14 protein-coding genes are annotated in these 19,365 nt (G+C 47.4%); 9 read left to right on the top strand and 5 right to left on the bottom strand.

Annotated elements, in window-relative coordinates:
- Positions 1 to 83 precede the first annotated feature (83 nt).
- The 5 genes from rfbD to T359_RS0110300 all read left to right on the top strand — a co-directional run bounded on the left by rfbD (position 84) and on the right by T359_RS0110300 (position 7,630).
- On the top strand, positions 84 to 959 hold the full coding sequence (gene rfbD / locus T359_RS0110325) for a dTDP-4-dehydrorhamnose reductase (protein ID WP_026517418.1): 876 nt from the start codon (positions 84 to 86) through the stop codon (positions 957 to 959).
- A gap of 21 nt (positions 960 to 980) precedes the next feature.
- On the top strand, positions 981 to 1,442 hold the full coding sequence (locus tag T359_RS0110320) for a divergent PAP2 family protein (protein ID WP_026517417.1): 462 nt from the start codon (positions 981 to 983) through the stop codon (positions 1,440 to 1,442).
- Between the two features lie 37 nt (positions 1,443 to 1,479).
- A complete protein-coding gene (locus T359_RS0110315; protein WP_026517416.1) occupies positions 1,480 to 3,288 on the top strand; it encodes an LIC_10190 family membrane protein in 1,809 nt (602 codons plus the stop codon).
- Positions 3,289 to 3,433: 145 nt separating this feature from the next.
- Positions 3,434 to 3,871 carry a CAP domain-containing protein gene (locus T359_RS0110310; RefSeq protein WP_026517415.1) on the top strand — a complete coding sequence of 146 codons (438 nt, stop codon included), beginning with the start codon at positions 3,434 to 3,436 and terminating at the stop codon, positions 3,869 to 3,871.
- Between the two features lie 279 nt (positions 3,872 to 4,150).
- On the top strand, positions 4,151 to 7,630 hold the full coding sequence (locus T359_RS0110300) for a S8 family peptidase (protein ID WP_026517413.1): 3,480 nt from the start codon (positions 4,151 to 4,153) through the stop codon (positions 7,628 to 7,630).
- A 47-nt stretch (positions 7,631 to 7,677) separates the two neighbouring features.
- Here T359_RS0110300 and T359_RS23190 read toward each other — a convergent pair whose 3' ends face one another.
- Together T359_RS23190 and T359_RS0110290 are read right to left on the bottom strand one after the other, a co-directional pair.
- Positions 7,678 to 7,806 carry a hypothetical protein gene (locus T359_RS23190; RefSeq protein ID WP_256374482.1) on the bottom strand — a complete coding sequence of 43 codons (129 nt, stop codon included), beginning with the start codon at positions 7,804 to 7,806 and terminating at the stop codon, positions 7,678 to 7,680.
- Positions 7,807 to 7,856: 50 nt separating this feature from the next.
- Entirely contained in the window at positions 7,857 to 8,039 is a 183-nt protein-coding gene (locus T359_RS0110290; RefSeq protein ID WP_026517412.1) for a hypothetical protein, read from the bottom strand.
- Positions 8,040 to 8,211: 172 nt separating this feature from the next.
- Here T359_RS0110290 and T359_RS0110285 point away from each other — a divergent pair, with 172 nt between their 5' ends.
- A complete protein-coding gene (locus T359_RS0110285) occupies positions 8,212 to 9,381 on the top strand; it encodes a hypothetical protein (RefSeq protein ID WP_026517411.1) in 1,170 nt (389 codons plus the stop codon).
- On the opposite strand, the gene T359_RS0110280 is transcribed toward T359_RS0110285, so the two are convergent.
- Complete coding sequence (locus T359_RS0110280; RefSeq protein WP_026517410.1) at positions 9,378 to 10,346, bottom strand: GTP-binding protein; 969 nt, start codon at positions 10,344 to 10,346, stop codon at positions 9,378 to 9,380. The two genes, T359_RS0110285 and T359_RS0110280, sit on opposite strands and share 4 nt — an antisense overlap.
- 85 nt (positions 10,347 to 10,431) lie before the next feature.
- Complete coding sequence (locus tag T359_RS0110275) at positions 10,432 to 11,499, bottom strand: NAD(P)-dependent alcohol dehydrogenase (protein WP_026517409.1); 1,068 nt, start codon at positions 11,497 to 11,499, stop codon at positions 10,432 to 10,434.
- Positions 11,500 to 11,755: 256 nt separating this feature from the next.
- On the opposite strand from T359_RS0110275, the gene T359_RS0110270 reads away from it, so the two are divergent.
- Positions 11,756 to 12,934: an iron-containing alcohol dehydrogenase gene (locus tag T359_RS0110270; protein ID WP_026517408.1), complete on the top strand. Its 1,179-nt coding sequence runs from the start codon at positions 11,756 to 11,758 to the stop codon at positions 12,932 to 12,934.
- A gap of 17 nt (positions 12,935 to 12,951) precedes the next feature.
- Positions 12,952 to 13,812: an AraC family transcriptional regulator gene (locus tag T359_RS21590; protein WP_026517407.1), complete on the top strand. Its 861-nt coding sequence runs from the start codon at positions 12,952 to 12,954 to the stop codon at positions 13,810 to 13,812.
- A gap of 91 nt (positions 13,813 to 13,903) precedes the next feature.
- On the opposite strand, the gene T359_RS0110260 is transcribed toward T359_RS21590, so the two are convergent.
- Complete coding sequence (locus T359_RS0110260; protein ID WP_026517406.1) at positions 13,904 to 14,491, bottom strand: SOS response-associated peptidase; 588 nt, start codon at positions 14,489 to 14,491, stop codon at positions 13,904 to 13,906.
- Positions 14,492 to 14,644: 153 nt separating this feature from the next.
- Between T359_RS0110260 and T359_RS0110255 the strand changes: the two genes are divergently transcribed.
- A complete protein-coding gene (locus T359_RS0110255) occupies positions 14,645 to 19,231 on the top strand; it encodes a lectin like domain-containing protein (protein ID WP_026517405.1) in 4,587 nt (1,528 codons plus the stop codon).
- The last annotated feature ends 134 nt before the right edge of the window (positions 19,232 to 19,365 follow it).

The raw sequence follows: 19,365 nt of genomic DNA, 5'->3' as shown, positions 1-19,365 counted from the left end.
AAAAAGGCATTATATAGCGGACGGTAGAAATGCCGTCCGCTTTTAGGTCATATTGATATAGTTTTTTTTTTTGGAGAATAAAAATGGAAAAGATAATTGTAACCGGATGTAACGGACAGCTTGGAAGAGCTATCAACAAGGAACTTTTGGCAGCAGGCGGATATGAGCTTGTAAATACAGATGTTTTTCAGGGAGAGGGTATTACTCCCCTTGATATCACCAGCGTTGACGCTGTGCTGGCTCTGACAAAAGAGGTTAAGCCTGCAGCCATCATCAACTGCGCAGCTTATACCGCAGTGGACAAGCAGGAGAGCGATATCGATCTTTCCTACAAGATCAACGCCATCGGCCCCAGAAACCTTGCTATTGCCGCTACAGAAGTAGGAGCAAAGCTGGTTCACGTATCCACAGATTATGTTTTTGACGGAAACGGCACCAAGCCCTATATCGAGTTTGACCAGACCGGCCCTGTCAGCGTTTACGGTAAGACCAAGCTGGCCGGTGAAGAGATGGTAAAACAGTTCGCCAAGGACTTCTTTATCCTCAGAACCGCATGGCTCTATGGCGACGGCAAGAACTTCGTTAAGACCATGCTGGGACTTTCCGAGAAGTATGACGAAGTAAGCGTTGTTAAGGATCAGCTGGGAACACCTACCAGCACCAAGGAGCTGGCCAAGGCTATCCATTATCTTCTTCCCACAGAGAACTACGGCGTATTCCATGCCACCTGCGAGGGAGATACCAACTGGGCTGACTTTACTGAGGAAATCTTCAGACTGGCAGGCAAGAAGACCAAAGTTAATCATGTGACCACCGCGGAGTATCTTGCCAAGAACACTCAGGCAGCTCCTCGTCCTGCATACAGCATTCTTGAGAACTATATGTTCAAGCTTACATCTGATTTCATGTTTGCAGACTGGCATGATGCCATTGAGGATTACCTTAAGGAACTGTTGTAATGCACCTGAAATGAGGTTTTTATGAAGTTTATTAATGAAATTCTGAGCAATGAGATTCTTATAGCGGCATTTTTCGGCTGGCTCACCGCCCAGATTTTGAAGACCATCATATATATTGCTGTTAACAAGCACTTCAATCCCGAGAGACTTTTGGGAGACGGCGGCATGCCCAGCTCTCACTCTGCCACGGTTATGGCCCTTGTTACAGCCACAGCCCTTAACTTTGGAGCTGACACCTTTGAATTTGCCATAGCCGGCGTTGTGGCTCTTATCACAATGCATGATGCCATGGGTGTCAGAAGAGAGACCGGCAAACAGGCCAAGGTCATCAACAATATGATGGACTGGTTCAAGCAGATGGACAGGAATATTTCCCCTGAGCAGCAGCTCAAGGAATTTGTGGGACATACTCCTCTTCAGGTTCTCTTCGGAGCCCTGCTTGGAATTCTTATAGGATTTATCACCTGCAATATTATCGGTTAAAAGGTATTGTAATTATTTACTTTACGGGGGTTTTAGCATGGTAGCAGTGTTACTTATCTGGGTGTATGTCATCATCACCACATACATTACCGGTTTTGGATTCTTACATTTCATAGCGTCATGGGACTGTATGAAAAAACAAAAGTCCAAGGATAAGACTGCCAAGGCTTATGTAAACCACTATAAAGAGAGCAATATTGTCTGCGGCATAGTACTGGTTACTGTCTATGCCCAGATCCTTAGCCTCTTCGGAGGCATCGGCCTTTCGGCCAACCTTCTTCTTATAGGCATCTGCGCATGTATCGCGGTGTACTATAGGGATGAGCTTCTTGATGATCTGTTTCATTCCGGCCACATTTTTACCGTGGACAGGAACGGACTCTACTATTTTCTTATTTTTCTGCTGTTTGCCTATGGCACCAGCCATGGCATCATGCACTATGATTCCGATCTTTATCATGCACAGGCTATCCACTGGATAGAGGACTATGGCATAGTGAAAGGCCTTGGCAATCTTCACGTAAGACTTGCCTACAACAGTGCTGCCTTCCCTTTGTCTGCCCTTTACAGCATGAGCTTTCTGGGAGGAAAGTCATATCATGTGATGGCGGGCTTTTTTGCCCTGATACTGGCCTGGCAGTGCCTGGACCTTAAGAATATCGCAAGAAGGGGACATCCCGTTCTTTCGGATTTCGCCAGACTTGCGGCCATTTACTATCTTTTTACCGTGTTCGACGAGATTGTGTCACCGGCCTCAGATTACTTCCTTTCCACCATTGTGTTTTATGTGGTGATCCACTGGCTGGATATGAATGTAAGACATGAGAAGTCTGTGCTGCCCTATATCCTGCTGTCACTTTTGGGAGTCTTTGCGGTTACCGTCAAGCTCTCTGCGGCTCCTATGCTTCTTTTGTCCGTTGTACCTATTTACAAGCTGCTCCATAATAAGAACGACAAGAACAGCAAGGCCGTTGGGCTGTCAGTTCTGCTGGCGGTCATTATTGCGCTGCCCTTCTTTCTGAGAAATATAGTAATTTCCGGATGGATACTGTATCCTGTTACTTTTATAGATCTTTTCAACTGTTCCTGGAAGATTCCCAAGGGCCTTGCCCAGTATGACGCCCTTGAGATCAAGACCTTCGGAAGAGGCTACAATGATGTTGCCAAGTACGGCAATGTGGCTCTAACCCAGTGGCTTCCCGAGTGGTTTGGAAAGATCACCGGCATCAGCAAGCTCATGATCATCCTTGATGTTGTGGCAATTGCGCTCTACATCGCCATCTTCGTTTATTTCCTTATAGCTTTTGTGAGAAACAAGAGCAGCATGGGAGAGAAATTCGGGGATTCCAAGGTCTTTGTCATGAGTCACAGAAGTATGGTAAATATCGCTGATTTTCTGACCATCGGCGGTACAATGATAATCTGTCTGCTATTCTGGCTTTTCAGCGCACCATTGGTGAGATACGGCGTTGTCTATATCTGGATGACGGCGGCTATTGTGCTGGGCAGAGTTTTCTTAATTATCTATAACAGGCTTGGTAAGAGCATTACCACCTGGATCTTACGCGGTTTCGTGGCGGTTATATGTGTATGGCTGTTCTACAAGGGAGCCATGCTGGTAAAAGAGGATGTGGCAAGATTTAACCCTGCATATCTTCTGACCCAGCAGGACTATGGCACCTATGAGGTTACAACCTGTGAAGTGGACGGCTTTACCTTCTATTACCCCACCAGCGGCGATCAGACCGGCTATGAACCGTTTCCATCGGCCACCCATGATGTTTCTAACGAAATTACATTTATTGGGAAAAATATACATGATGGAATAATGTCCATAGGTGAATGATAAAAAGTTTCTAAAAATATTGTTTCAATTCTAAAACTTTACTTAAAGATGGCTTAAAACGCCTGTATTTGAGAGCTTTCTTGTTCGAAATAAAGTATCATAGTTATACGAGTTAACGCCTTTTGTTTTGAAGGGGGGATACTTTATGAAAAAAGTTTTCAAGTTTTTGTTGATACTGTTGATGGGGACAGCAATGCTGAACCCGATGAAGGTAAAGGCCACCAACCCTGATGATGTTCTGGCTTATATGAACGCAGAAAGAAGCGCAGCCGGACTTCCAAGCTTCACGGTAGACGACACACTTTCAGACATCGCAGCAGTAAGAGCGGTAGAGTGTTCCACAAGGTTTTCCCACATAAGACCCAACGGAAAAGCCTGGTACACAGTTTCCAGCTCCACCAACGGCGAAAATCTTGCCCACGCAGTTAACTCCAACCAGCAAAAGCCCGAGAACGTGGTTCTCGCGTGGATGCTCAGTCCCACCCATAAAGCCAACGTGATGAGGGAGACTTTTTCATCTGTAGGAATTGCATATTATTACAGTGATAACGGGGAGACTTATATTGTATGTGAGTTCAGATGATCCTGGATCGTCTTGATTTCATAAGGATAATTAAGTGTCAGGGCATACCTGACACTTTTAATGTTTCAATAGGAAATTCCTCTGAATTTCCTATTGAAACATTAAACGCGCCGCTATGGATGCGCACTACTGTGTATGACATTTCACTAGGCTCGAAAAAACCTCGCCAAGTGATCTGCACATCGCGCGTAAGGTATATGTTGCATAAATGCAACCGCGCTCGGCGCGAGCATGTTGCGAGCAACATGCTTTTTTATGACAGTATAAAGGAGAGGGATAATGAGGAGAAAAGCGGATTTTAAGAGAGTTATGGCACTTGGTCTTAGCGCTGCCTTGATCTTATCAAGCGGCAATGTGGCTGCGGCTCAGGAAGTATTCCTTGAAGAGGAAGCAGCTGCAGGGGAGTTCTTTGAAGAGGAACAGTTTTTGGAAGAAGCTGACCTGGATATCCTTGAGGATTCAGCTGAGGAAGCCCCTGAAGAGATTAGCGGGGAAGCCGATGAACTGATTTTGGAAGACGAGACGTCTTATTATGAGCCCGAGGCCTTTGAAGATGAGCTGCCTGACGGACTTTGCGGCATGCCTGAGGGTTATATCCCCTCGGAAGAGGAAATGGAGAACAAGCTTGAAGCTCGTGACATGCTCTCAAATATGCTGGATGATAAGGTTCCCGGCGAGGACTATGAAGATGGAGTGATCATCTACAGCGCAGACAGTGAGGAATACGCTGAGCAGGTGGCTGCAGCATATAATGCGGAGCTGGTGGACTTTTCCTATGGCGTAGCCAAGGCCCGTATTACAGATCCTGAGCTCACTGTGGCAGAGGCTGTTGCATTTGGCGCGGATCCCACACTGGCACTTCCGCCTGTAAGCCCTAACCATTTTGTTACAATGGAAGATCCTATAGACTGTGAAGTTGTCGAAGATGACAGCGATGATGCAGAGCTTATGGCAGCTGCACCTCCTTCAGAATGGTCTTATTATGCAGCAAAGCTTACAGATCCTGCTATTTTCCCAAGATATCACTTCATGCAAAAGGATGCCTTTGAGCCTGATGGGGAAGGATCTGACAGAGAAGGCTATCAGTGGATGCACGATATGGTTGGAACCTACGAAGCCTGGGGCACAACCATGGGTAAGGAAAATATAACAGTTGCAGTTATTGATACAGGTGTCGATGTTGACCATGAAGATTTTAAGGCAGAGGGCCAGAAGAGAACCGTCAGCCAGTACACGGGTATCTATCCTGAGTGGAGAGACGTATCCGGACATGGAACTCATGTGGCCGGAATTATCGGCGCCGCAATCAATGGTGTCGGTGGTGTGGGAATGGCTCCCAATGTAAGCATTCTCGGAATACCTGTTTTCAAATATGAAGACAATAAAGATGAGGCTGATGATGCCACTATTGCAAAGGCAGTCAACTATGTTGCCGGCTGGGATGAGAAAGAAAATACCTACGCAAGAAAAGCTGAGATCATCAATATGAGCCTTGGAGGCCCTGAATATAACGTAGCTCTGAAGGATGCATGTAAACATGCGTATGATGCCGGAGTAACAGTCATTGCATCCATGGGTAACGAAGCAACTAATTCATATTTCTTCCCTGCAGCCTATGATTATGTTATAGGCGTTGCAGCCATAGACAGAGACGGTCGCAGGTCGGATTTCTCCAGCTACGGTGATTGGGCTGATATCGCAGCTCCCGGTTCAGCCATTTACTCAACCTGGAATGGTCATGACCATGATCTGGATACAAAGAAAACCGCTGAGACAGATCATCACGACTGGTACGCAGTATGGAACGGAACATCCATGGCTTCACCTGTTGTATCCGGAGCCTGCGCCCTCTACATGAGTGCTGAAGGATATACAAGCCCCAAGGATATGGAGGCTATACTTAAGAACAATGCCATCAAGACAAAAGAGAAAGGCATAGGAGCCGGCATTGTCAACGTGGCAGCCATGATGCCCAATACAACTAAGATTAAAGAAATTGCAGCTCCTGCTGTTTATCTTAAAAGATCAGGAAGTTCAGAGGTTGTGCCCCTTCAGGAAGGTGCAATCCTTTCAAAGGACGATTATATCTATATCGTTGAACCGGAGAACGGCCATGCCTTCACCGTAGCTTATACTGTAAACGGAAAGAATCCCGGATTTAAAAATGAGGTTCTTACGGCAGGAACCTATGGATATTATGCTCCTGCAGCAATTACTGGGGCTAAACTTATTGAAGACGGAGTACTGCCCGGAAAAGAGTTCACCTTTAAGGCTGTTTATGCCAGCCCCCAGGGCACCGTAGGTAAGGTGACCACCATAAAGAAGATCAAAGTTGAAAGTAATGATCCTCTTACAACAATAAAAGTTTACGGACCAAACTATGTTGCCGCAGGTAAGACCGTAAGCTATACAGCCGTCACAACCCCGGCAAATTATGCCGCCAAAGGCTTTGAGTGGAGCATGGTTGACAGCTCTTTGAATGAACTCAATATAAAGGGCGTTACACTTAACTCCAAGACCGGTAAGCTGAAAATAGACAAGTCAGTTTATTCTGACACTTCATTCTATGTGATTGCAAAAGTAAAAGGTGATGAATCCGGTAAATTTGGATATGTAGGCCCTGTAAAGGTAAAGAAGCCTATACAGAAAGTAGTAGCAACTCTTCCCGGTAACCCGGATAAGGCTATATATGCTCAAAAGGTCAATAAGGCCGGCGTAGTAAGCTCTGTTCGTCTTTTCAATCAGGATATTCTGGAGACAGAGGTTAAGGAAAATCAGATTGAAGTTGTTCTTACCAATACTGTTGAGCCGGATTATGGTGCAGATATCTCAGAGCTTGTGGTTTCCAGTAACAAATCCGGTGTTGCCTATGCTACTTTTGACACTACTCTTAAGAAATGGTATATCAGGGCCGGATCCACACCCGGAACAGCCAAGATCACCTGGACAACGGTTGACGGCTCCAAGAAGAAGACCAGCATAACAGTAAAGACCATTGCTCCTGTATCAGAGATACATGTAAACTCCAAGAACAGGCAGCAGTTTGTGGCCATCGGAAAGAGCGCCGAATTTACGGCAACCGCAGGAAATACCTACGGAAAGCCTTCCATCACCAAGGTGACCTGGGACTATGGAGTAGAGGCATTCTTTGAGGGCGAAGAAGAGCCCAGGGATGTAACAAACTATGTTAAGGAGGCAAAGGCTGCTTCTGTAAGTAAGACCGGTAAGGTCACCGTGCGCAAAAACTACGGAAAGGTTATGGAGAGCCTTGAAACAGGTTATGGCAAGGCCTTCAAGGGAAGCAGACTGGTTGTGAAAGCCACGGCTACAGATGGAAGCAAGATCTCCGGCAGCACCGATATTTTCGTAGTGAGTCCGGTAAAAGAGATAGGTGTCGCCATAAAATTTAATGAGGAAATAATCAGCGATTGGTATAAAAAGAATGTCAGTGCTGAAGTATCTATTCCCGATGACAGAGGAGAAGATTATTTGGGCATTGTATATATTTATATAGCAGTGGACGGTCCGGAGTTCTTCACCACAGGTCTTATGACAATAGAAAGCAACAATCCGAAAATTGCCAGCCCCGGAAATGGCGACCTTGATGAAATAGATGGAGGAAATTTCATTAAGTATCCTGTATATATCCGCAATACAGGAAAGGTCAATTTCACTGTTAAAGCTAACGACGGAAGCAAAAAGACCAGAGTTGTTACCTTTGACGTGACGGAAGATACTGAAAAAGATAAAGAAGAATAAGCAGCAAAAAGGACCTGTCCATTTCGGACAGGCCCTTTTTTCAGGTGTTACCATCTATAAGTTGCTACATAGTCCACTGAATCGGGAGTTTTGATTCCGGGATCGGATATATCCAGTTTAGGAGTCCTTCCTTCCTCCAAAAGCTCCTGTTCGAAGTTGTAGAGAGCTATTCCCACATCGATCTTCTGAAGGTCATAATCCGCTGTGATGTAGCCCTTGTCGTGTTTTACATAAAAATGAGCTTATTTTTATCTGCATCAAGGAACTCAAATCTCACCGGAATTTCGTAAGGATTAACTATATTTTCACCAAAGGACTTAAGCTCGTCAATCACAGTCTGTGCGGGCATATTGCCGTCAAAGGTTCTGACGCTTCGTCTGCTTTTTACAAGTTCAAAAAAGTTGCTCATTTGTATTACCTCCTATATTGTAGGTGATTATAACATAAATAAAATCAAATGCAATTAGATTGTTGACAATTTATAGAAAGAATAAAAAGATTATTAAAACGTTTAAGTTGACATAACTCGGTACATTTTTCTGCTATCATTGATATAGTATTTTTTTGAGGAGGAAACAATTATGAAAAAGAGAGTATTGTTAATGACAATCCTCGGCGCCGCTGTAGTTATGGCGGGCTGCGGCAAAGAGTCTGCTCCTGCCGAGGAAGTAAGTGAGGCAGTAGAAGAGGTTGTGGAAGCTGTTGAGGAAGAGGCTGTGGCCCAGGCTGAGCCTGAAACAGCTGCGCCGGAGTCCGGAGAAGTGGGGGTTGAGGTTGGAACAGAGATCACTCCCGATGAGAACGGAAAGTTATCCAACGGCTTTTTCTCCATCACAATGCCTTCAGAGCTGGCAGGCACCTATGTTGCCAAGGACTATGAGGGCGAGATCAATATCTATGAGAAGGAGAGCCATGAAGCAGGCTTTGGCGGTTTCGCCTTCGGCGTTAGCACTGCAAAAAGCTATGAGGAGTACGGCGGTATGAGAACCAAGATCGGACAGCTCACCGACGCCGACGGAACCCTTTATCATGTGCTTTTAGAGTTCCCTTCCGAGATCCAGTGGGATTATGAAAAGGAAGAACCCGCTGCCTTCGCAGCTCTTTACGACAGAGCAAGAGAGATCGCAGCAACAGTTCAGTCAGAGACCGGCGGAAATTACGTAGACGGAGGCGGCTGCAAGGGCGAGGAGATCTACGGAGATCTGTCCAAAAAAGTGGCTGAGCTTATCAAAAATGCAACCAATGCAGATGTACTTGAAGCAGAGGATTTAAGCCCTGTATATTACGCCATCACCCAGGAGGATGAGGCAAAGGATCCTATGGAGACCATGGGAATTGCTTATTCAGACTTTAACCTTGACGGTGTGGATGAGATGGTTATCGGAGATATGGAAACCGGAGAGATCTATGATATCTTCGGAAGCATTGACGGAGCTCCTGCCCACGTTGCGACAGGATATTTCAGAGATTATTACAAGCTCTACGGCTCCATTCTTACCAGATATACCTCTGAGAGCGCAGGAGTAAGCGTGGTTTCAACCTATGACCTTCTCCCCAATTCCACAGAGCTGTTCCAGCAGTTCAGCCTCAAGACAGATGAGACCGATGCTACAGCCACCAAATGGTTCGTATCCTACGACGAAGAGAACTGGGAAGAAATGACAGAGGAAGATTACAAAGAGCGTCTTGGCTACGTTGAAACTACTACCGGCGACAAGAAGCTCAGCTTCAAAAAGCTTGGTGAGTTTTAATTACGTTTAACATATTCCCGACCCAGGGAGACTTTTCTCTCCGCAAGAAGGCATCCAAGCCTCTTGCGGAGTTTTTCTTTGTCCAGATATTTTCCGATAAAGACGCACTGATTCTCGGTCTGATCGGAGTCTGTGACGCAGTACAGCCCGTCTGCCAGGTCAAAACGAAGGGTTTCGCCCCCTGCAGTCATAGTGCCCTTGGCCCTGGCCACAAGGCCCATTTCTCCCCTGAGACAGTCCTCCAAAAGGACTATAAGCTGGGAAGGGTTGCTAAGGGTCACATTATTGAGAGTCAGCTGGGTGAAATCATCAGCTGAGGAATCTGCCTGTGACTTCGCTCCCTCGATTCCTTTGTTTTCCGCAGTAAGGGAAAAGCAGGAGCGCCAAAAGTCATCACCCTGAGTGCTGTAATGATTGCTTATGATCTCTGCCTCCGGATTGATCTTTCTTATGGCTGCCTCGGTTTCTGCCAGAATCTCGGGGGATTCATTTTCACATTTTGAAAAGATCACGGTTCCTGCGGAGGACACCTGGTCCCTGTACAGCTCGCCCCATTTTTCCATATTTTCACGATAGCTCCTTGGGGTTACAACCACCATGGGCTTTAACAGAGTGATGTTTCCGTGAAGAAGGGGCGTCAGGTTCCCGATGATATTGCTGAGTCTGCCCACTCCTGTGGGTTCTATGATCAGATACTCCGGAGAAAGACCGGAAAAAATAGTGAGGACCGAATTTACGAAGCTGTCCTTCATGGTGCAGCATACGCAGCCCTCCATGAATTCCAGGATCTCGAGTTTTTTCTCGCCGCCCTGGGAGGTAGTTCCCCGCAGTTCTGCGGCATCTATGCTGTTATCGCCGTATTCGTTTTCCAGAATCACCGGTCTTACGCCGGTGCGGCGGATGAGTTCTTTGATAAAAGTGGTTTTGCCGGCTCCCAAAAAGCCGGATACGATAAGAATATTCATTGAAACAAAACTTTCCTTAACAGAATTAGCGGGTGTCAAAATGTTCTTTTGGCACCCGCAGCATTTTATTTAATTCAAAAACAGATTATGGCTGGTTATCAAGGATAACAACAGGCTTGATAAGATCAGCAGGCTTGTCCTTCATGAGCTGAAGAGCCTCCGGGATGTGCTCCCAGCCGTGGAATACATGTGTTGAAAGCTTGCTAACATCAAGCTTACCTGATGAAACAAGAGCACCGAGCTTCTCCATACGGAGACGTCCGCCGGGCATAAGACCACCGTTGATCTGCTTGTGACCCATACCTACGCCCCACTCTACACGAGGGATTGTGATGTAGTCGCCGCTTCCAAGGTAGTTAACGTTACCGATCTTTCCGCCGGCCTTAAGGGACTTAACAGCTGACTCGAAGGTTCTTACATCGCCGCCTGCCATAACAACACGGTCAACGCCCTTGCCGCCTGTCAGCTCGAGAACCTGATCCTCGATGGTTCCGTTCTTGTAGCTGATGAACTCGTCAGCGCCGTAGAACTTAGCAGCCTCAACGCAGGTAGGACGTGTTCCTACTGCAAGGATACGGGAAGCACCACGCATGTGAGCGCCTGCAACAGACATAAGACCAACAGGTCCGATACCGATTACAAGAACAGTGTCACCGAACTGGATGTCTGCCAGCTCAACACCGTGGAAACCTGTAGGAACCATGTCAGAAAGCATACAAGCATCCTCAAGGCTCATTCCCTCAGGCATGTGAGCAAGGTTACCATCTGCATCATTTACGTGGAAGAATTCGGAATCAAGACCATCCTTGAAGTTGGAGAACTTCCAGCCTGCAAGCATTCCGTTTGAGTGCATTGAGAAGCCTGCCTGTGCCTCAAGAGAGTTCCAGTCCGGAGTGATAGCTGGAACGAGAACCTTATCACCGGGTTTGAAATCCTTAACCTCTGAGCCGACCTCAACAACTTCAGCGCAGCCCTCGTGTCCAAGGATCATGTTGTGACGATCACCAACGGCACCCTCCCAAACGGTGTGCACGTCGGAAGTACAGATTGCGATGGCAAGTGGCTTACAGATCGCATCAAGGGGGCCACATACAGGGCGCTCCTTCTCAATCCAGCCTACTTCGCCGATTTTGAGCATAGCAAAACCTTTCATACCTTCTCTCCTTTATTTTTTTTATTCTACATACCCACAGGGTATTGTATTCCCCAAATACCATTAAATCGTAAAGGAATAGGTAGCATTATGTCAAGAAAACCAAGGATTTCTGCGTATTTTTCGCTGTTTTGCACAGATATGACTTCGGACTATTGGTTGTATTGACGTTTACATATAATTTTTTTCTCAGGTCAAAAAATGATAAAATTATGATTACAGCTTTTAACCGCTCATGCGAAAGGAGAACAGCACTATGTTTGATTTTAAATACTATACCCCAACCAAGGTTATCTTCGGTAAAAATACACAGGAGCAGGTGGCAGATCTGGTAAAAGAGTTCGGCGGGACCAAGGTCCTTATCCACTACGGCGGAGGAAGTGTTGTCCGCTCGGGACTTCTTCAGCAGGTAAAAGACAAACTGGATCAGGCGGGCATCAGCTACCTGGAACTTGGAGGCGCTGTTCCCAACCCTCATCTGAGCCTTGTATATGAGGGCATCGAGCTTTGCAAAAAAGAGAAAGTAGACTTCCTTCTGGCAGTGGGCGGCGGAAGCGCCATCGACTCAGCCAAGGCCATCGGCTACGGCGTTGCCAACGAAGGGGATGTCTGGGAGCTCTATGATGGAAAGAAAAAAGCCAATGCAAGCCTTCCTCTCGGAGTAATCCTCACCCTTGCAGCCACAGGCAGCGAGATGAGTGATTCCTCAGTTATCACCAAGGAGGAGGGACTTCTTAAGAGAGGCTATAACAGCGATCTTTGCAGGCCCAAGTTCGCGATCCTCAATCCGGAGCTTACCATGACACTGCCGGATTATCAGACAGCCTGCGGCTGTACCGATATCATGATGCATACCATGGAGAGATATTTTACAAACGGCGGCAATATGGAGATCACCGATGCTATGGCAGAGGGCCTCCTTCGCACCGTAAAAAAGAACGCACTTATCCTCAAGAAGGATCCCAAGAATTATGATGCCAGAGCTGAGGTTATGTGGGCAGGAAGTCTTTCCCACAACGGCCTTACAGGCTGCGGCAACAATGGCGGCGACTGGATGCCCCACAAGCTGGAGCACGAGCTGGGAGGCCTTTTTGATGTGGCCCACGGCGCAGGCCTTGCAGCAATCTGGGGCAGCTGGGCAAGATACGTATACAAGAATTGCCTTCCAAGATTTAAGAAATATGCCCTTAACGTTATGGAGGTTGAGGACAGAGGTTCAGACGAAGAGATTGCTCTTTGCGGTATCGAGGCCACAGAGGATTTCTTCAGAAGCATTGATATGCCCACCAATTTAAGAGAACTGGGAATAAAGCCCACCGACGAGGACCTTCAGACCATGGCCAGAAAGTGTGCCATCGGCGTAGGCGGCAAGAAGGGCTCAGCCAGAGTTCTGGATGAGGCTGCAATGCTGGAGATCTACAGAGCAAGCATGTAAAACGAAGGGAAGACCAGATGGATTACAGCAAATACGAGCGATATGACTTTGACAATCGAAGCGCTTTCAATATGTACACCGGTAACAAGGAGCGCAGTTATCAGATGCATTGGCACTCCTACGGGGAGATAATCCTGGTGGGCCCCGGGGAGACCAACCTCTACAGGATCAACCGCAATACATACAGCCTTGTTGAGGATGATTTTGTCCTGGTGTGGCCCATGGAGACCCATGCCGTAATTGATGCGAACCGCAGAGATGCCCTGGTTATACAGTTCAGCAACGCCTTTGTGAATTCTCTTTTTGACCTTCAGAGGATCATGCATATATACAGGAATCTTCATGTTATCTGCGTCAACAGCCATCCTGAGCTGGTAAAAAAGTTAAAGGCCATCGTCCTTAAGATGAAGGAGATCTTTTACACAGGCCAGACCAACAGAGAGCTGGAGTGCTGTATGCTGCTGATGGAATTTATGAAGGTCCTTGATGAGAACAGGGAGGAATTCGCCGGGGAGCTGAGCCTTGAGACCCACAATCCCTACGAGGATGACGTCATGCGCAGGATGGTGCTGGTGACGGATTACATCAAGAACAATCTCACTGCCGATGACCTGTCCCAGGGGGCTATGGCCCAGATGGCAGGCATCAGCAGAGACTATTTTTCCAGAATTTTTAAGAATATTACGGGGATGAATTACAGTAAGTGGCTGAATATGATCCGGTTAGAGAAGGCCACGGAGCTGCTTTCCCACAAAAATATGTCCATGACCGAGGTGGCGATGCTGTCCGGATTCCAGAGCATCCCCAGCTTCAATCGTGTCTTCCACGAGGACAAGGGTATGTCCCCGGGAGAATACAGGACATTATTTGTTGATTGAGTACGGACGGCGCCGGGAGCTTGACTTCATTCCCGCTCAGGGTAGAAATTGGTAGCTGAAGTATCAATATCACCACAACTTTCAACTCATCCTAAAATAAGATCAACTGCTCATACTCCCTGCTACTGTCCAGCTGCGGCATTGGCATAGCCAGCAGCTTTTTCGCTTTTTCAGTGTCATAGAGCCAGTCTTTGACGTGCTCTTTCTCGATCATGACCGGCATGCGGTCGTGGACGGAAATCATGTATTCGTTGGCGGCAGTTGTCAGGATCACAAAGGAATCTTTATTATCGGAAAGGCTGTAGAACCCCGCCAGGTATACAGGCCTTTTATCTTTTCTAAAGAAAGTTACTTTATTCTTGTCTTTATCCCATTCGTAGAAGCCGGCAGCGGGCATGATACAGCGCCGGCTCTCCATGTTGCCGGAGAACATTGGCTTATCAAAAACAGATTCGGCTCTGGCATTTATCACCAGTTTTCTATCCTTGCCCGTAAGCCCCCAGAACATCTCTGCAGGCAATATTATCCTTCCTGCATCTCTTTTATCCGGAAGCAGCACCACTGCGTTCATGGCCGGAGTTACGTCCCCGGTTTTCATGGACATAGTGCCTTTCTCTAATTCCAGATCCTCTTCTACTTCATAGTTTGTCTTATCGCTGTAATAATATCTTCCGCACATTAGCCTACCTCCCCTTTCATTATACATATTGTGACATGGAAAAGTAGGGAATGCGCCGTGAAAATTTTATCGTTATTTAATAGTATTTTAGGCTGCTAAACTATAGGATTAATCTGTAGCGTGGGACTTTCTTTCGGTTGAGAGGTAGTAGAAATGAAAAAAAGAATCCTTGCAATAATACTTAGTTCTGTTATGTCCATGACAGCGGCTATTCCGGCGTTTGCGGCGGATGAAGCGGTTATGGAAAGTATTGAAAGTATCGTGAATACTGAAACTTTAGAGAGCATCGACGACATCGAAAGCGCCGAAGCTGTTGAGCTTGAGAAGGAAGAGGCCGACGAGGCTGAACCTGTTTTGGAGGATACTTCGGATGGGGAAGAGGGCGAAATGCCTGTTCCTGAGGAGCCTGAGGACAGGATCTTCCCCACCGGTTATATTCCGGAGCCGGAGCTCAAGATCGGCCACAGAGTAGATGAGGAGGATGCTTCTTTTTATGAGGAGATGCCGGCTAAATATATTACGGAGAAACTGCCTTCCCTCCGGGACCAGAGTCCCTACGGAACCTGTTGGGCCTTTGCCAGCTTGGGACTAATGGAAATAAATCTTATGAAGGAAGGTATCATGGAGGCTCCGGATCTGTCTGAGCTTCATCTTTCCGTATTTTTCTTGCATACGGTCCTTGATCCCCTGGGCGGAACCGAGGGTGACTACATGCGTTGCCGGGACTCCTATGAGGCCCTGGACTTCGGCGGAAACTTTTTTTTCGCCATGAATATGATGACCAGCTGGGTAGGCGCTGCGGATGAGAGCCTTATGCCCTATGAAACGGCTCCGATGATACAGGCCTATGGTATCAACGATTCCAATGCCAGGGAGGACATTAGTCACCTGCAGGATTATTACCTGGCTGAGGCAAGACTTGACTGGTTCCGTGAGACCCACAGGCTCTCATATCTTAATCCGGTAAAAAAGCTTATCTATGAGCAGGGCGCTGTAGGCGTCAGCTTTGGTGCCGTCAACAGCATGGCTGCCGTAGTAAACGAAAAAATCTTTAACGCTGAGACCGGCGCATATTATAACCCCAATAAGGTGCCCAGGAACCATGGAGTAGTGGCCGTTGGCTGGGATGACAATTTCCCCAAGGAGAACTTTGCCACCAAAGCCCCCGGGGATGGAGCTTTTCTCATCAGGAACAGCTGGTCCGAGGAGGGTTCTGTGGATGAGCTTGCCTACGACGGATATTTCTGGATGTCCTACTATGAGCCTTCTCTGGTAGATTCTTTCTTTGCAGTAAAGGCCACCACCGCTAAGAATTACAACAACAGCTATCAGTATGATTATATGCCCGCTAATGGCTACGAAGCTGTCAAAAAGGGCGCCAATATTTTTACGGCCCATGCCGCAGATGCCAAGGACGGTGAGGTCTTAAGGGCTGTTTCCGTGATGTTCATGGATGAAGACACCGATTATACCGTGGAGGTTTATACGGACCTGAAGGACCCCATGGATCCTGAATCCGGTACAAGAGAGGATTCCGCCACTGTAACAGGAAGGAATACCTTCAGCGGATGCTATACAATTCCCCTTAATGACGATGTTTTTCTGGCACCGGGAACAACCTTCTCGGTGGTGGTTACCTGTGAGTTCAACGGACTTTGCTACGAGTTGTCCACAGATAATGAAGTAGACTGGGCTGACGGTATTGCCTTAAGCATATCTGCCCATGAAGGCGAAAGCTTTAGCTATGAAGACGGAAAATGGGAGACCATGCCCCACAACCTCAAGATAAAGGCCTACACCGACAACGTTCTCGGAGACGAATCAGTTCCCGAGAGCATCAGGCTTAACAATATCCCGAAAGAGGGACTGGAAATAGGAATTGACGAAAGATTCAAGGTGAACTATTCCGTTCTTCCCCTTTCCATGGCCCATGAAAAAGTGACCTGGACCAGCTCAGATCCCAAGGTTGCAAAGGTGGAAGACGGCTTTGTTATAGGCCTTAAGAGCGGCGCAGCCCATATCACAGTGGCTACGGAGAATGGCCTGGAGGCCTCCTTTGATGTGACAGTATCCAAAAAGCTGAAAGATCTGTTTCTGAACCTGGGCAGCAGCTATTATAAGGACGGCAAGATGAAGATGATGACCATTGTCGAAACAGATCCTGAGGACTATGTGCCTGAGGATGAGCCGGAGTATTCCAGCAGTGATCCCGATGTTATTTCTGTGGATAAAAACGGCATTCTTACCTTCAACGACGTTGGAGTAGCATTCATTACCGTAAAGCTGGACGGCGTAAAGGATTCTATTGGGCTGTACGGAAGATATCCTTCTGACGAGGCCCTTATAGAGGTCAAAAAAGACAATACCGTAGTCCTTAAGTGGACACCAAAGGTGAAGATCTCAAAATATACGATTTACAGAGGAGATGAATCCCTTGCAGAATTTGATGCAAAGGATGGAATATCCGAGTATGTTGATGACTATTATGCCAAGAATCCTGACGCCGGTGTTACTTCTGCTGAATATACCATCGGTATGCAGGTGGGAGAATATGAGGTTCCGCTGGAGCTTAAAGCTAAGATTTATCCCATAGGCGAAGAGCCTGAACAGCTCCTTGTGAGCGATTGGGGCGACGTGAAGGATCCCGATCTGAGAGAGCAGTTTGAGGAGGATTATTACAGCATTCCCACAGGTGTGTGGTACGCAATCGACGGTAAGGTTTACCTAAAGGGCGGAGTCCTGGAGGGCGCGGCACAGTACACGGGAGATCCGGTGGTACTTGGCCCCTACATGTCTGTTTACTGCGGAAATCATCTGCTTACAGAGGGAAAAGATTATACTCTTTCCCACAAAAATAATGTGAATGCCACCGGTGAAGGCGTTGCGGGAGCATCTGTCACTGTCACGGGAAAAGGCGGATTTAACGGCTCTGCCACCTTCTTTTTTGCCATAGCCAGAGCAGAACTTGATGGAACAAAGATTACCTCGGAGCCGGAGATTGGCGTGGACATCACCAAAAAAACCAAGCTCTCATCCATTGTTCCCACGGTGACCTATGGCGGCAGGACCCTTAAGGCCGGAACGGACTACGACGTGGTCTATTATCAGTACATAGATGAAGAGGATGTACCGGTACAGGATCCTTCCAATGTGATCCTGACGGGAGCCGGAGAATCCTATACCGCAGTGATAAAGGCTGCGGATAAAAAGAATTTCACCGGAGAATATCATGCCATCGACATTGAGACCTATGACCCCGCCAAGACAGTAAATGCTGTGGATTTCGTGGTGGGAGATGCAAACGGAAAGCCCCTTAAGATGGCTTACGAGGACGTGCCGGAAGGCTATCACGCTCTGAAGGAGCTCTTTGACAACTCAGAGGGCAAGAAGGCTTCCGCCTATGTCTTCTACAAGGGAAAAGAGCTCAAGTACGACGAGGATTATACTCTGGAAGGAACCATAGCCGAATATAAAAAGGCCGGAACCCACACCTTTGTGGTTACGGGAAGAGGCGACGGCTATGTGGGAAGCAAGACGGCCACCATTGTTGTGGAGGGCTACGACATTTCCAAGGCCAAGGTGGCAGGTCTTTTGACAAATGCAGAGTATCAGGGCAGAGAGCTGACCATCGACGATTTCTTTAATCCCGGTGACAGGAAGCTTGAAGGAGACTGGACCGGAGTTACCCTTTATAAGATGGCAGGAGGCAAGGTAAAGCTTGAGCCTCAGGACGAAGACAACAAGGGCGACTACATCGTTGAGCTTGAGGGCTGCAAGGAGGTTGGAAAGTACACTGTAACCTTCCGGGGAATCAACGGCTGCTGCGGTGTTCTTAAGAAAACATTAAATGTTAAGCCCTATGATATCAAAAAGGACAGTAAGGACCTGTTCAATATTCAGGTCATGTCCGCAAGATACAGTAAGGCCGGCGCCCAGCCTAAGGTGGAGGTGACCTTCGGAACCGGAGGCGGAAGGTCGCTGGTGGAGGGCGTTGATTACACCCTGACCTACAGTAACAACAAGAAGATATGCAACAAGAACGATAAGGATGCGGCCTATGTGACCGTAAAGGGCATCGGTAACTACAAGGGAAGCACAAAGAGTAACGGCTTCACCATTTACCGCGGAAATGTCCAGGACATCGAGGTTTCAGCCTCTGATGTGGTCTACAGGGAAAAGGGATCTGACGGATACTTCCTTGTTATTCCAAAGCTTATGGAGGGCGGAAAGCGCGTAAGCATCGGCAAAAATAAGGACCTGGAAGCAGGCTCGGGAAAGGACTTCGTCTACACCTACCCAGAGGAAGCAAAGATGGCTGACGGAACCACCAGGGCAGCGGGAGAAGCGGTTCAAAAGACCGACAGACCTCTTCCGGGAACCGTTATCAGGGTCAGCTGCTCAGTATCCTCGGGGGAAAAGAGTTCCTATGCAGCCACGGAGATTCAGCTTATTGCAGGAACCTACCGGATCTATGCACCTGGCAAGGATATCTCCAAATGCGCTGTTTCACTGGCGGGAGCCAAAAAGATTTCTCTATATTACAATGATATCCTGGCTGAGGATCTGGTTGTGACCATCAAGGCTGACGGAAGCACCAGAACCCTGGTACCTAAGGTTGAATACGCCGTGGAGTCCGTCAAGGTCGACAAAGCCGGAAAGACAGCCACGGTTGTGATCCGCGGACTTGGAGAATACGGAGGCCGCAAGACCCTGAAGATCAAGCTGGTTGAAGGGCTGTAAGCAATTAAACATATTCATTTGGCTTATTATGAAGTCAGGCACTTTGGGACATAAGAAGTGCCTGACTTCTTCGTATGTTGAAAGAACCGGCGGATAAGTGTAAAATGTTTGTTAGGATTGCGTTACTATGCGCA

The sequence above is a fragment of the Butyrivibrio sp. MC2021 genome (genome assembly GCF_000621605.1).
Lineage (GTDB): Bacteria > Bacillota > Clostridia > Lachnospirales > Lachnospiraceae > Butyrivibrio.
The sequence above is the reverse complement of the archived record's forward strand: the minus strand, read 5'-3'. Positions and strand labels throughout refer to the sequence as shown.